Source organism: Pseudomonas sp. C9-3 (assembly GCF_032392015.1).
Lineage (GTDB): Bacteria > Pseudomonadota > Gammaproteobacteria > Pseudomonadales > Pseudomonadaceae > Pseudomonas > Pseudomonas nitroreducens.
In genome coordinates this window covers 2,422,131-2,435,230 of sequence record NZ_CP135919.1, presented here as the reverse complement: position 1 = coordinate 2,435,230, position 13,100 = coordinate 2,422,131, and the positions used below count along the sequence as shown (strand labels likewise).

11 protein-coding genes are annotated in these 13,100 nt (G+C 66.2%); 3 read left to right on the top strand and 8 right to left on the bottom strand.

All coding sequences use genetic code 11. From position 1 onward, the window contains the following. Nucleotides 1-71: 71 nt before the first annotated feature. From RS899_RS11000 to pedF, 5 genes are all read right to left on the bottom strand, one after another. A complete protein-coding gene (locus RS899_RS11000) occupies nucleotides 72-1,844 on the bottom strand; it encodes a methanol/ethanol family PQQ-dependent dehydrogenase (RefSeq protein ID WP_045217984.1) in 1,773 nt (590 codons plus the stop codon). Nucleotides 1,845-2,316: 472 nt separating this feature from the next. Continuing rightward, on the bottom strand, nucleotides 2,317-3,246 hold the full coding sequence (locus RS899_RS10995) for a quinoprotein relay system zinc metallohydrolase 1 (RefSeq protein WP_315809915.1): 930 nt from the start codon (nucleotides 3,244-3,246) through the stop codon (nucleotides 2,317-2,319). A 26-nt stretch (nucleotides 3,247-3,272) separates the two neighbouring features. Further along, nucleotides 3,273-4,022: a quinoprotein dehydrogenase-associated SoxYZ-like carrier gene (locus tag RS899_RS10990; protein WP_037013317.1), complete on the bottom strand. Its 750-nt coding sequence runs from the start codon at nucleotides 4,020-4,022 to the stop codon at nucleotides 3,273-3,275. A gap of 10 nt (nucleotides 4,023-4,032) precedes the next feature. Further along, on the bottom strand, nucleotides 4,033-4,932 hold the full coding sequence (locus tag RS899_RS10985) for a substrate-binding periplasmic protein (protein WP_024762485.1): 900 nt from the start codon (nucleotides 4,930-4,932) through the stop codon (nucleotides 4,033-4,035). Between the two features lie 5 nt (nucleotides 4,933-4,937). Next, the gene (pedF, locus tag RS899_RS10980; protein ID WP_024762484.1) at nucleotides 4,938-5,375 is read right to left on the bottom strand and encodes a cytochrome c-550 PedF; all 438 of its coding nucleotides are present in this window, start codon (nucleotides 5,373-5,375) and stop codon (nucleotides 4,938-4,940) included. Between the two features lie 308 nt (nucleotides 5,376-5,683). Here pedF and exaA point away from each other — a divergent pair, with 308 nt between their 5' ends. From exaA to RS899_RS10965, 3 genes are all read left to right on the top strand, one after another. Further along, complete coding sequence (gene exaA, locus RS899_RS10975; RefSeq protein WP_315809914.1) at nucleotides 5,684-7,540, top strand: quinoprotein ethanol dehydrogenase; 1,857 nt, start codon at nucleotides 5,684-5,686, stop codon at nucleotides 7,538-7,540. A 56-nt stretch (nucleotides 7,541-7,596) separates the two neighbouring features. Then, nucleotides 7,597-8,259, top strand: coding sequence for a pentapeptide repeat-containing protein (locus RS899_RS10970; RefSeq protein WP_233299825.1), 663 nt, complete (start codon nucleotides 7,597-7,599; stop codon nucleotides 8,257-8,259). A 132-nt stretch (nucleotides 8,260-8,391) separates the two neighbouring features. After that, the gene (locus RS899_RS10965; protein ID WP_054910252.1) at nucleotides 8,392-8,826 is read left to right on the top strand and encodes a carboxymuconolactone decarboxylase family protein; all 435 of its coding nucleotides are present in this window, start codon (nucleotides 8,392-8,394) and stop codon (nucleotides 8,824-8,826) included. 197 nt (nucleotides 8,827-9,023) lie between these two features. Here RS899_RS10965 and codA read toward each other — a convergent pair whose 3' ends face one another. Genes codA through codB form a run of 3 tightly spaced genes read right to left on the bottom strand, consistent with a single transcriptional unit; the run spans nucleotide 9,024 to nucleotide 12,764 of the window. Further along, the gene (codA, locus tag RS899_RS10960) at nucleotides 9,024-10,265 is read right to left on the bottom strand and encodes a cytosine deaminase (protein WP_315809913.1); all 1,242 of its coding nucleotides are present in this window, start codon (nucleotides 10,263-10,265) and stop codon (nucleotides 9,024-9,026) included. Between the two features lie 22 nt (nucleotides 10,266-10,287). Continuing rightward, nucleotides 10,288-11,508: a PucR family transcriptional regulator gene (locus RS899_RS10955; protein WP_054910254.1), complete on the bottom strand. Its 1,221-nt coding sequence runs from the start codon at nucleotides 11,506-11,508 to the stop codon at nucleotides 10,288-10,290. Continuing rightward, a complete protein-coding gene (codB, locus tag RS899_RS10950; RefSeq protein ID WP_054910255.1) occupies nucleotides 11,505-12,764 on the bottom strand; it encodes a cytosine permease in 1,260 nt (419 codons plus the stop codon). The genes RS899_RS10955 and codB overlap by 4 nt, the downstream gene beginning before the upstream one ends. Between the last annotated feature and the right edge of the window lie 336 nt (nucleotides 12,765-13,100).

Below are 13,100 nucleotides of genomic sequence, written 5' to 3'. Positions count from 1 at the left end.
GAACAGCGCCAACAGCGCGCCAAAACAATGGGCCGGCACAATGGCCGGCCCCTGCTCACCTCACGGGCACATCACTTCTTCGCCACCAGGTCCTTGGGCAGCTTGAAGGTCCAGATCATCCCGCCCTGGTCCAGGTCCTTGATCCGCTTGGCCACCTCGCCGCCCCACAGCGGCACCGCGCCGCCCCAGCCGGAGAGAACGGTCACGTACTGTTCGCCGTCCATTTCCCAGGTGATCGGCGAGGCGATCACGCCCGAGCCGGTGTTGAACTGGTAGAGCTTCTTGCCGGTCTTGGCGTCGAAGGCCATCAGGTAGCCCTCGGGGTTGCCGGTGAACACCAGGTTGCCGTGGGTCGCCAGCACGCCGCCCCAAAGCGGCGCGTAGTTCTCGTAGCGCCAGACCTGCTTGCCGGTCTTCGGATCGATGGCGCGCAGCACGCCGATGTACTTCTCGTTCAGCGGCTTGATGGTGAAGCCCGCGCCGAGGTACGCCGCACCTTTCTTGTAGGCGATGTTCTCGTTCCACATGTCCATGCCCCACTCGTTGGACGGCACGTAGAACAGCCCGGTGTCCTGGCTGTAGGCCATGGGCATCCAGTTCTTGCCGCCGAGGAAGGACGGCGCGACGAACACCGACGTGCCCTTCTCGCCACCCTCACCCGGCGCGCCCGGGCGGTGGGCGTCGTCGTAGATCGGCCGGCCGTTCTCGTCCAGGCCCTTGGCCCAGGTCACCTTGTCGACGAAGGGGAAGCCACGGATGAACTTGCCGTTGGTGCGGTCGAGCACATAGAAGAAGCCGTTGCGGTCAGCGGTGGCAGCAGCCTGCACGGTCTTGCCGCCGTCCTTGTAGTCGAAGGACACCAGCTCGTTGACGCCGTCGAAGTCCCAGCCGTCGTGCGGGGTGGTCTGGAAGTGCCACTTGATCGAGCCATCTTCCGGGTTCAGCGCCAGGCGCGAGGAGGAGAACAGGTTGTCGCCCGGACGCAAGTGCGAGTTCCACGGCGACGGGTTGCCGGTGCCGATGAACAGCGAGTCGGTGCTCGGGTCGTAGTAGCCGCCCAGCCACGGCGCCGCGCCGCCGGTCTTCCACAGGTCGCCCGGCCAGGTCTTGCCCGCTTCGCCGCCGGAGATGCCGTTCTCCACCGGCTTGCCGTCCTTGTAGACGTAGCCCATGTGGCCTTCCACGGTCGGGCGGCTCCACAGCAGCTCACCGTTGGTGGGGTTGTAGGCCTCGATCTTGCCGACCACGCCGAACTCGCCGCCGGCGACGCCGGTGATCAGCTTGCCCTTGGCGATCAGCGGCGCCGCGGAGATGGAGTAGCCGGCCTTGTAGTCGGCCACGGTCTTCTTCCACACCACCTTGCCGGTGTCCTTGTTCAGGGCGACCAGCTTGGCGTCGAGGGTGCCGAAGATCACCAGGTCGCCATACAGCGCCACGCCACGGTTGATCACGTCACAGCACGGCATGATGCCGTCGGGCAGGCGTGCGTCGTACTGCCAGAGCTTGCGCCCGGTGCGCGCATCGGCGGCGAACACCCGCGAGTAGGAGGCGGTGACGTACATCACGCCGTCCTTGATCAGCGGTTGCGCCTGCTGGCCACGTTGCTTCTCGCCGCCGAAGGACAGCGCCCACACCGGCCGCAGCTCTTTAACGTTATCGCTGTTCAGCGTGTTCAACGGACTGAAGCGCTGGCCCTGCTGGTTGATGCCGTTGACCACGATCTGGTCGGTGCGCTTGGCGGCATCACTGATGTCCTGGTCGGTGACGCCGGCGTGGGCGCCCAGGCTGGCCAGGCCGATGGCGGTGAACAGCACGGTGCGGGCGAAAGGTTGAAGCTGTCTCATGGCGGTGCGCCTCTGCGATTGTTGTTGTACCCGGGAAAATTTCCCGGTCTGTCGCAGATTCTTGGTTTGGCACGGCAGGCCAACAATTGAACGCAGTGCCGAATTTCCTAGTTCCTTGGTAGCAATACCGGGCTGCAGCGGTGCGAAATTCGCGGCTTTTACGGGCTGGATGGGCGAGCCTTGTCCCTGTAGGAGCGAGCTTGCTCGCGAAGTGGATTCCCCGGCCACTGCGTTGTCTGTACGGGGTTACGAGCCCCTCACCCCAGCCCTCTCCCAGGGGGAGAGGGAGCCGTTCGGCGCGAGGGGCGAAAGCAGGAATGCATCCTGCTGGAAGGTTCGCGAGCAAGCTCGCTCCTACAGGAAGAGCAGATCGGAGCGACGAGCAGCAAAGCCGCTCCAGACAGCCCCCTCTCCCGTCGGGAGAGGGCTGGGGTGAGGGCCTGCGCGCGCACCGAAACCTCCGCAGAAATGGCTATTGCTCATCGACTCGCGGCAGAGCCTTCTGCTCATAGCGCGGATACAGGTGGCTGACACTGCGGATCAGCTCGTAGCGCGTCAGGCTGATGCCGGCGAAACGGTCCGGAATCGGCGTGCGCAGCAGGTCGTTCATGTCCGCGCCCTGGGCGATGCCGTCACGCATTACAGTGTCGAGCCAGCCCAGGTAATCGCGCATCTGCGCAAACGGCGCCGCATCCGTGGCGATGGGGCCATGGCCGGGGACGATCTGTTTCCACGGCAGCTGCTGCAGGGTATCGAGGTCACCCAGCCACACATCCAGGCCAGGACTGTTCGGCGTGGTCAGTGCGCGCTGGTAGAAGACGATATCCCCGGCGAACAGCACGCCGGTGGTTTCGTCGAGAATCGCCAGGTCCGCGCCAGTGTGCCCGCGCAAGCCCAGCAGGCGGAAGCGGTGGCTGCCCATCTGCCATTCACCGGGCTCCACCGTCTCGGTGGGCAGCACGACCTCAGTGCCACGCATCCAGTCGCCGACCAGGCGGTACATGTTCTCCGCCATGGCGTTGCCCTGCTCTTTCAGCAATTTACTGGTGCCGGCCAGCGCGCCGATGGGCACGTCGGTGAAGGCCTGGTTGCCCAGCACGTGGTCGGGGTGATGGTGGGTCAGCAGCACGTGCTTCACCGGCTTGCCGGTGGTCTGCTGGATCAGCGCACGCAGGGCTTCGCCATAGCGCCTTGACGGACCGCTGTCGATCACCAGCACGCCGTCGCCGGTGTCGATGAAGGCGACGTTGACGATGGCGCCACCGTTGTCCTTGGCAAAGTTGTCGGTGCTGCCTTCCACCACCCAGGTGCCCTCGGCGATCTGTCGGGGCTGAAGGTGGTACTGCAGGTCGGCCAGTGCCGGCAGGCACAGGCACGCGAGGGCGATCAGGAGGAAACGCATGGGCACCTCGTTGGCGCAGTGCGGCGTCAGCGCAGAGCGGCCTGGAATTCGTTGCCGTTGTTGTCGTGCAGCCAGAGCTCGGTATGCGGGTGGCCGCGCACTTCGAAGGTGAAGGTCGGGTTCTCGCTGACCGCGGGGAACAGGTCCAGTCGGGCGAAGACCTCGCCTTCCGGCCCCCGCAGTTCGGCATGGTCGAGGTAGAACTCGGGGATGCCGCCGACCAGGCCATTGTCCATCGGGTGCGAGACCGACAGGCGCACGCGGCTGTACTCTCCTTTGGGGTAAGACTCGCCATGGACCTGGCCGAGCCGGTCCTCCCAGCCCGGTTGCGCACGCACCACGCTGGGCGCTGTGCAGCCGCCACCGGCCGCATCGATCCACGCCGAGCCGACATGCCAGACTCCCTGCTCGTCCCGCAGCGCAGCACGGATCGGCGTGGCCTGTTCGATGCGGATGCGCACCGCCAGCAGCGGCTCCAGGTGCACGCCGGGGTAAAGCGTCAGCACATGGGGAATCGGGTTCAGCTCGGCCCATAGCAGCAGCCGGTCGAAGCGCCCCGGCAAGGCGCGGGCGTCCACCTCCACCGGGACCTGGCGGGAGTCCTCGGCGAACGGCGGCACACCCAGCCTGACCCGCTCGTCGAAGACGTAGGGCTCGCCATTGAGCAGGCGCTTGTGGTGGTACTCCCACATCACCGAGGGCATCGGGTCGCCCTCCACCGCCGCGGCCAGCAGCGGCAAGCCGCACAGCCCGAGCAACATCTGGCGCCTGCGCATCATGTCTCCCTCATTGCACGTCCTGGTAGAGCCCCGGCAGTTCGTAACGCACGCCGTAGGCCGCATAGAGCTTCTCCATCTCGCCGCTGCGCACCAGTTCCTCCAGTTCGCCGTCCAGGGCATTGGAGAGCTGGCGATTGCTTTCATGCACCGCCATGCCGATGTCCCACTCGGGCTGGCCGAGGTTGGGGTAGGTGTTCTCGGCGTTCTTCAGGTGCTCGTCGGCGGCTTGCGCGCGCATCCAGTCCAGCTCGCCACGCAGGGCCATCACCGCGTCCACCTTGCCCGCGCGCATGCCGTCGAAGGCCGCCTGGGTGCTGGGGAAGTGGATCGTCATGCGGCTGAGCTGGCCGCCCAGCACCGAGGTCAGGTAGAACGACGGCACGCTGTCCAGTTCGACGCCGATGGGGTGTTCGCGGAACGCCGCGATGGTGTCCACTTCCGCCAGCCGACGGTCATCGCTGACCACCTGCCAGCGCTCGCGCTGGTAGGGGCCGAACATCACCACCTGCTCGTTGGCGAACTCGCCGACATCGTTGCGCCGGTTGGCGTACTGGCGGTCGTAGGGCACGCGCAGCATCACGTCGGCAACCACGCCGGGGCGCAGGTAGTGGCCTTTCCAGATGAAGTTGCGCAGGTCATCGTCCAGGCGTTCGCCGGGGGTTACCCAGAGGAACTCCGCGCGCATGCCCAGGCCGCTGGCCAGGTGCTGCGCGAGATCGATATCGACCCCGCGCGGCTGCCCGTCCTGCATGAAACTGTAGGGCGGGAAGTTCTCGTAGACGGCGACCCGCAGGACACCGCTCGCGACCATGTCCTCGTAGGGGCGCACACCGGCCTGCGCCTGCCCCAGCAGCAGGCACAGGGCCGCACTCAGCAGCAGGCCGATCAGCAGATTGGGCAGGCGCATGGCGATCACTCGTCCACGTGCACGCTGTCCAGGTAGGTGCGGATTGCCCAGAGGCCTTCCTGGCTGATGAAGTCGGCCATCTTCGGCATGTACACCGCACCGTCACGTACCGCGCCGTTGATCACCCGCTCCTTGAACCATTCGTCACCCTCGGCGCCCACGTCAAGCATGCGCAGGTCGGGGGCGATACCACCGGACTTGGCCTCCAGGCCATGGCAGCGCGCGCAGTTCTGGTTGTAGGCCGAAGCGCCGATCTCCACCGCCTTGGCGTGGTTGGCGTAGGGCTCGCGGTAGGGGTTGGTGTCGCGCCATTCCTTGCCCAATGGTTCCAGCCCCGTGGTATCCACTGCCTGGGGCGTCACATTGCCGTGGGACAGGGCCAGGCCCGAGACACCCAGGCCGGCCATCAACAGCAGGCCGCACAGCACGTTCTTGTTGTTCATCACTTCATCCTCTCATCGAGATGCTTGGCAAGGCACGGCGCCCGGAAAGACGCCAGTGATGACGATGGTAAGAACGCGCGACCGACGGCCGAATCCTGCTTTGGATGCTCCCGTCTACTCCCTTCGTACTAGAACGCCGGTCGGCCACTGCCGGCGCTTTGGCAGCAAGCCCAAGTCATGCCCGGACCGGGAAATAGTCCCGGCATCGCCGGGAGCTTTTCCGTTCCCCGCCACCACGCCCTCCTCCCACCATGGATTCGCCGCGGCACGTGCAGCGGCCTGCCGCCATCCATCACGGGAAACCCACCATGAGAACAACAACAGCCCCCCTGCACCTCGTCCTCAACAGCCTCGCCTGCGCCATCGCCCTTACCGCCGGCGGCTCCGCCCAGGCCAAGGATGTGACCTGGGACGACATCGCCAACGACCACAAGACCACCGGCGACGTGCTGCAGTACGGCATGGGCACCAATGCCCAGCGCTGGAGCCCGCTCAAGCAGGTCAATGCCGACAACGTGTTCAAGCTGACCCCGGCCTGGTCCTACTCTTTCGGCGACGAGAAGCAGCGCGGCCAGGAGTCCCAGGCCATCGTCAGCGACGGCGTGGTCTACGTGACCGCCTCCTACTCGCGGCTGTTCGCCCTCGACGCGAAGACCGGCAAGCGCCTGTGGACCTACAACCACCGTCTGCCCGACGACATTCGCCCATGCTGCGATGTGGTCAACCGCGGCGCTGCCATCTATGGCGACAAGATCTACTTCGGCACCCTCGACGCCTCGGTCGTGGCGCTGAACAAGAAGACCGGCAAGGTGGTCTGGAAGAAGAAGTTCGGCGACCACGGCGCCGGCTACACCATGACCGGCGCGCCGACCATCGTGAAGGACGGCAAGACCGGCAAGGTGCTGCTGATCCACGGCAGCTCGGGCGACGAGTTCGGCGTGGTCGGCCGCCTGTTCGCCCGCGACCCGGACACCGGCGATGAGGTGTGGATGCGGCCCTTCGTCGAGGGCCACATGGGCCGCCTCAATGGCAAGGACAGCACTCCCACGGGCGACGTGAAGGCACCCTCCTGGCCGGAGGACAAGAACTCCCCCACCGGCAAGGTCGAGGCCTGGAGCCACGGCGGCGGCGCCCCGTGGCAGAGCGCGAGCTTCGATGCCGAGACCAACACCATCATCGTCGGCGCCGGCAACCCCGGCCCCTGGAATACCTGGGCGCGCACCGCCAAGGGCGGCAACCCGCACGATTACGACAGCCTCTACACCTCCGGCCAGGTCGGCGTCGACCCGAGCACCGGCGAGGTGAAGTGGTTCTACCAGCACACGCCCAACGACGCCTGGGATTTCTCCGGCAACAACGAACTGGTGCTGTTCGACTACAAGGCCCAGGACGGCAAGATCGTCAAGGCCACCGCCCACGCCGACCGCAACGGCTTCTTCTATGTGGTCGACCGGACCAACGGCAAGCTGCAGAACGCCTTCCCCTTCGTCGACAACATCACCTGGGCCAGCCACATCGACCTGAAGACCGGTCGCCCGGTGGAGAACGAAGGCCAGCGCCCGCCGCTGCCGGAGCCTGGGCAGAAGCACGGTAAGGCCGTGGAGGTCTCGCCGCCGTTCCTCGGCGGCAAGAACTGGAACCCCATGGCCTACAGCCAGGACACCGGGCTTTTCTACGTCCCCGCCAACCACTGGAAGGAAGACTACTGGACCGAGGAGGTGAACTACGCCAAGGGCAGCGCCTACCTGGGCATGGGCTTCCGCATCAAGCGCATGTATGACGACCACGTCGGCACGCTGCGCGCCATGAACCCCACCACCGGCAAGGTGGAATGGGAATACAAGGACCACCTGCCGCTCTGGGCCGGTGTGTTGGCCACCGCCGGCAACCTGGTGTTCACCGGCACCGGCGAGGGCTACCTCAAGGCCTTCGACGCCAAGACCGGCAAGGAGCTGTGGCAGTTCCAGACCGGCAGCGGCATCGTCTCTCCGCCCATCACCTGGGAACAGGACGGCGAGCAGTACATCGGCGTGACCGTCGGATACGGCGGCGCGGTGCCGCTGTGGGGCGGCGACATGGCCGAGCTGACCAAGCCGGTGGCCCAGGGCGGTTCCTTCTGGGTGTTCAAGCTGCCCAGCTGGGACAACAAGACCGCCAGCCGTTGATGCACAGGCCCGCGCCGGCTCCGGCGCGGGCCCTTTCACGTTCCCAGGAGATCGCCATGCGCCTGCTTGCCTGCCTGCTCTTCCCCCTCTCCACCCTCGCCTTCGCCACCAGCCAGCCGGCTGAAGTACCCGAAGACGACGCGGCCACCGTCATCGCTGGCTGCCGTATCGAGCCGGACAGCCAATGTCCCAACGCCGACCTGCGCGGTGCCGACCTGCGCAACCAGGACCTGACGCGGATGAACCTCTCCGGCGCCAACCTTGCCGGAGCCGACCTGCGCCACGCCAAGCTGGACCTGGCGAACCTGCAACAGGCGCAGCTGAACGGTGCAGATCTCACCCGCGCCAGCCTGCAGCAGTCCAACCTGCGTGGCGCCGACCTGAGTGGTGCCAAGCTGGTCGCCATCCAGGCCTGGGGGCTGTTCGCCCAGGGTGCGCAATGGCAAGGCGCAGACCTGACCGCCGCGTACCTGGAGTTCGCCCGCCTGAGCGGCGGCAAGCTGCACCAGGCCAACCTGCGTGCTGCCGACCTGGAAATGACCTGGCTGTCCCGCGCCGACCTCAAGGGCGCCGACCTGCGCGACGCCAACCTGCAGGAAGTGAAGCTGGCCGAAGCAAATCTGGAAGATGCCGACCTGCGCGGCAGCCGCCAGCGCTTCGGCAACTTCCAGGGCAGCAACATGGCGGGCTGCAAGGGTTGCCCAGGCGGTTGGGACTGAGCGCCCGGCGCATAGCCGGGATTGGCTCCATTGGTCTGCCGGTATTGCCGGGAATTGGCTATTCGAACGCCGGGGAGTCGGCGTTACCTTAGCTCCATTCCCGCACTACCGCGGGCCCCACTGGAGACCACCATGAGCGCACGTATCGAATGGGCCAAGGCCGCCCCCGACGCCTACAAGGCCATGATCGGCCTGGAACAGGCACTGGCCAAATCCGGCCTGGAAACTTCGCTGCTGGAGCTGATCCGCCTGCGCGCCTCGCAGATCAACGGCTGCGCCTACTGCGTGAACATGCACGCCAACGACGCCCGCAAGGCCGGCGAGACCGAGGCACGGCTGCAGACCCTGAGCGTGTGGGAGGAAACCCGCTTCTTCACCGAGCGCGAACGCGCCGCGCTGGCCTGGGTGGAAAGCCTCACCCGCCTGCCGGAGAAGCACGCCCCGCAGCACCAGTTCGACGCCCTGCGCGAGCACTTCAGCGACGCCGAGATCGCCAACCTGACCCTGGCCATCGCCACCATCAATGCCTGGAACCGCTTCGGCGTGGGCATGGCGATGGTGCCCTGAGCAGAGAGCTCTGACACCCGTAGGATGGGTGGAGCGCAGCGATACCCATGCGGTCGGTGCACGGAACTGATGGGTATCGCTTCGCTCCACGCCATCCTGCGAATTGCATCTGTGGCTCACGTAGGGCGCATAACCCGGCACGGGTTATCCGCCAGATGGCGGATAACGCCTCCGGCGTTATGCGCCCTACGCCGGTTTCAGCCTTCGATCAGCTCAACCTTCTCCGGCTCGCGCTTCATCAGCACGCGGCCATTGCGGATCGAGTACAGCGCCTTGGTCTGCTGGCGCACCGCTTCGTAGTCGCTGTCCACGCCCAGCACCAGCAGGTTGGCCGGACGGCCGGCGGCGATACCGTAGCGCGCCCCCAGGTTCAGCGCGCGAGCGCTGTTGTCGGTGACCAGGTCCAGCGCGCGCTGCAGGTCATCGAAGCCCATCATGTGGCAGATGTGCAGGCCGGCATCCAGCACGCGCAGGATGTTGCCGTTGCCCAGGGGGTACCACGGGTCCTTGATCGAATCCTGGCCGAAGCAGACGTTCATGCCGGCGCGGTCGATCTCGGCCACGCGGGTCACGCCGCGGCGTTTCGGGAAGGTGTCGAAGCGGCCCTGCAGGTGGATGCTCTCGGTCGGGCAGGAGACGAAGTTGATGCCCGAGCGCTTGAGCAGGCGGAACAACTTGGAGCAGTAGGCGTTGTCGTAGGAACCCATGGCCGTGGTGTGGCTGGCGGTGACGCGGCCGCCCATGCCGCGCACGCGGGCTTCCTCGGCGAGCACTTCGAGGAAGCGCGAGTTCGGGTCGTCGGTCTCGTCGCAGTGCACGTCCACCAGGCAACCGGTGCGCTCGGCCAGGTCCATGAGGAACTTGATCGAGCTGACGCCCTGCTCGCGGGTGTTTTCGAAGTGCGGGATGCCACCGACCACGTCGGCGCCCAGGCGGATCGCCTCTTCCATCAACTCGCGGCCGCCCTCGTAGGACTCGATGCCCTCCTGCGGGAAAGCGACGATCTGCAGGTCCACCAGGTGCCGCGCCTCTTCGCGCACTTCCACCATGGCCTTGAGCGCCGCCAGGGTCGGATCGGTCACGTCGACGTGGGTGCGCACGTGCTGGATGCCATGGGCGGCCAGCATGCGGATGGTGGTGTGGGCGCGGGACTTGGTGTCCTCGTGCGTAATGGTTTCCTTGCGCTGGGCCCAGCGCTCGATGCCCTCGAACAGCGTGCCGCTCATGTTCCACTCCGGATCGCCGGCGGTCAGGGTGGCGTCGAGGTGGATGTGCGGCTCCACCAGCGGGGCGATGGCCAGGTTGCCACGGGCGTCGATGTCGTCGCCGCTGGCGGCCAGGGTGCCGGCTTGCTGGACGACTTCGGCGATGACGTCGCCTTCGCAGCGGATGGTAAACAGGCCGGTCTGCTTGCGCAGGGAGGCGTTGATGATTTTCATGGGATCAAAGGTCCTCTTCAGGCTATTCGTGGCGCGGCGCGCTGGACATGCGCCAGATGAGCAGCGCCACGGAGGTATTCAGGCGGAATTGCGCGTCGTCCAGGGACTGGCCGCTGAGGGCCTCGATGCGCGCAATCCGCTGATTCAGGGTGTTGCGATGGATGCCCAGGCGCTGTGCCGCCTTGAGCGCGTTGCCGCCTTCCTGGACCAGCGCGTCGAGCGTCTCGATCAGCAGGTGCGGCTGTTTGCGGCCCGCATCGTTGAGCGGGCCGAGGGTGTCCTTCATGAACTGCTCGATCACCGCGCGATCGGGGATCGCCCGCAGCAGGCGCAGCACGCCCAGCTCACGGTAGTCGCAGACGCCGCCCGGCGCCTGCATGCCTTCGGCGACATCCAGCGCCTGGCGCGCTTCGAGCAGCGCGCGGGGATATTCCGCGCAGGAATCGGCGCGGGCAGACAGCCCAAGGTAAGCGCGCAGCGGAGCCAGCTCCCGCTGCAGTTCGGCGGCCAGGGCGTGCAGTTCGGGGCGCTCGGCGCTTTCGGAATCGGTCAGCAGCAGGACGAACAGGTCGCCCTGGATCACCACCGGCAGGCGCTCGGGGCGCTCCTGCTGCCAGCTTTCGAGATGGTCGAGCAGGCGCTGGCGGGTGAGCTGCAGTGCGCGCTCGGCCTCTTCCGGTTCGTGCTGCTGGAATAGCCTGTCGACGCCGGACAGCCGTAGCGCCACCAGGCGCCGCGGGGCTTCCAGCGGCAACTCCAGGTGTTGTGCGCGGCGACGGACGATCTCCAGGCTGGGGAAGTCGCCGCTCAGCAACTGGCCGAGGATGTCCCGACGCGAGGTCTTCACCTGGGTCATCTGCACCAGCGCCGTACCGATCAGGTGGGTGACGATGACCATCTTCAGCGCGTAGGGCTGCTCGATCAGCGGCAGCCCTTCCACCTCGGCCAGATGCACCACGGACTCGGGAATGCGCTGGATGAACTCGTCACCGGTAAGAATGACGATGCCGGCGATGCCGCTGGCGACGCCTTCGCGCACCAGTTGCAGCAGGTTGGCTTCGTCACGGGTGTGGTTGATGCCGGTGACGAACACCAGCTCACCGCCCATCACCCAGTCGGCAATGCCGACGTTTTCCGCCACGTAGGACCAGCGCACGCTGCGATGCACATTGCGCGCGCCGGCCCGCAGCGCGAGGCTTTCCAGCCCCGGCAGACGGAGGATTTCCTCGACGCTCAGGCTCAAGCGCGCGGCTCGGCCACCGGCGCGCGGGCGCGGGTGACTTCGGTGAGGACGATGTAGCAGATGGCCGAGGCGGCGATGCCCACCAGCGGTGCGATCCACGGCGAGGCGTAGGCCAGGCCCGCGCCGACGGCGTAGGACACCAGGCCGGAGACGTTGAACGCCGGGATGTGGGTGCCCACCAGCGCCGGGTATTCACCGCGGTTGCGGTACCAGTAGTCCGCCATGATCACGCCGCCCAGCGGCGGGATGATCGAGCCCAGCAGCACAAGGAACGGGATCAGCCACTCGTACATGCCACCGATGGCCAGGATGATGCCGATACCGGCGGCCAGCAGGGTCATGGTGCGGCGGCGCTCGCTGCGCACCAGGTGGCAGGCGGCGGCGGAGACGTTGTAGATGGTCGGACCCTGGATGGTCCACAGGTTCAGGCAGAGCATGATCACCGCGGCGAAGGACAGGCCCTGCAGCACCATCACTTCGACGATGTCGGCGTTCTGGTAGACGATCGCGCACCAGGCGCCGGCGACGATCATCAGGCCGTTGCCGATGAGGAAGGCGACCACGCTGGCAATCACCGCGATGCGCCCGCTGCGGGCCATGCGCGTCCAGTTGGTGGCCTGGGTCGCGCCGCTGGCGAAGGTGCCGAAGACCATGGTCACGGCGGCGGAGAAGGTCAGCGTCTGGCTCGGCTCCTTCGCCAGCAGGCCGCTCCAGCCGCCGGCGTGGTTGGTCGCGATGACCATCGACGCCACCAGCAGGATGAACATCAGCGGCACCGACACGCGGGACATGATGTCCAGCCCCTTGAAGCCGATGATCGCGGTGACCGAGAACAGCAGGCCGAACACCACCATCAGCGGGATGTTCAGCCACTCGGGCAGGCTCAGCATCTTCACCAGCACGATGGCCACGGTGGCAGTGCCCCAGGCGTACCAGCCCAGTTCGGCGAAGCCGAGGAGGAAGTCGGACAGCTTGCTGCCGCGCTCGCCGAAGCAGAAACGCCCCATCAGCACGGTGTTCAGGCCGCTGCGCGAGGCGATCAGGCCCAGGGCGGCGGCGTAGATGGCGAGCAACACGTTGCCGATGAAGGCGACCCAGAGCATGTCGACGAAGTCGAAGGCCATGCCGATCTTGCCGCCGGCGAACATGGTGCCGGTGAAAAAGGTGAAGCTGAACAGGACCATGGCGATGGGCAGCAGGCCTTTGCGCCCTTCCCTGGGCGTCGCGCTCAGGGGGAACTCACTGGGGGAACTCATCAGATGTCTCCGCGAGGATTGGTTGAGGACTCCCGGCACAACGCAAATAGCGGGCCGGAAAAGCCAATCAGGAACGACGCGGAAATTTTGAGCATGTCGAACATTGTGAACTGTTCACAATGCACACTTCCGGTGGGTGTAACGGCGTTTCAAGATAGCTCAAATGTGCATTGTGCGGATTTTCGGGGCACGATGCAGCTTTTTCGCACCAAAACTGACGAAAGCCTTGATCCATGTCTGTGCCGTTCGGCGGATTTTCTCCTTCCAAACGCCACGGCCGTCTGCACTTTCTCCCTGCGACACCCTGTCACCCCCAGACAAGGAAATGGCACGGAC

Excerpts from the sequence above, each read along its gene's own strand:
- RS899_RS11000 (WP_045217984.1), bottom strand. The coding sequence starts at position 1,844 with ATGAGACAGCTTCAACCTTTCGCCCGCACCGTGCTGTTCACCGCCATC.
- RS899_RS10995 (WP_315809915.1), bottom strand. The coding sequence starts at position 3,246 with ATGCGTTTCCTCCTGATCGCCCTCGCGTGCCTGTGCCTGCCGGCACTG.
- RS899_RS10990 (WP_037013317.1), bottom strand. The coding sequence starts at position 4,022 with ATGCGCAGGCGCCAGATGTTGCTCGGGCTGTGCGGCTTGCCGCTGCTG.
- RS899_RS10985 (WP_024762485.1), bottom strand. The coding sequence starts at position 4,932 with ATGCGCCTGCCCAATCTGCTGATCGGCCTGCTGCTGAGTGCGGCCCTG.
- pedF (WP_024762484.1), bottom strand. The coding sequence starts at position 5,375 with ATGAACAACAAGAACGTGCTGTGCGGCCTGCTGTTGATGGCCGGCCTG.
- exaA (WP_315809914.1), top strand. The coding sequence starts at position 5,684 with ATGAGAACAACAACAGCCCCCCTGCACCTCGTCCTCAACAGCCTCGCC.
- RS899_RS10970 (WP_233299825.1), top strand. The coding sequence starts at position 7,597 with ATGCGCCTGCTTGCCTGCCTGCTCTTCCCCCTCTCCACCCTCGCCTTC.
- RS899_RS10965 (WP_054910252.1), top strand. The coding sequence starts at position 8,392 with ATGAGCGCACGTATCGAATGGGCCAAGGCCGCCCCCGACGCCTACAAG.
- codA (WP_315809913.1), bottom strand. The coding sequence starts at position 10,265 with ATGAAAATCATCAACGCCTCCCTGCGCAAGCAGACCGGCCTGTTTACC.
- codB (WP_054910255.1), bottom strand. The coding sequence starts at position 12,764 with ATGAGTTCCCCCAGTGAGTTCCCCCTGAGCGCGACGCCCAGGGAAGGG.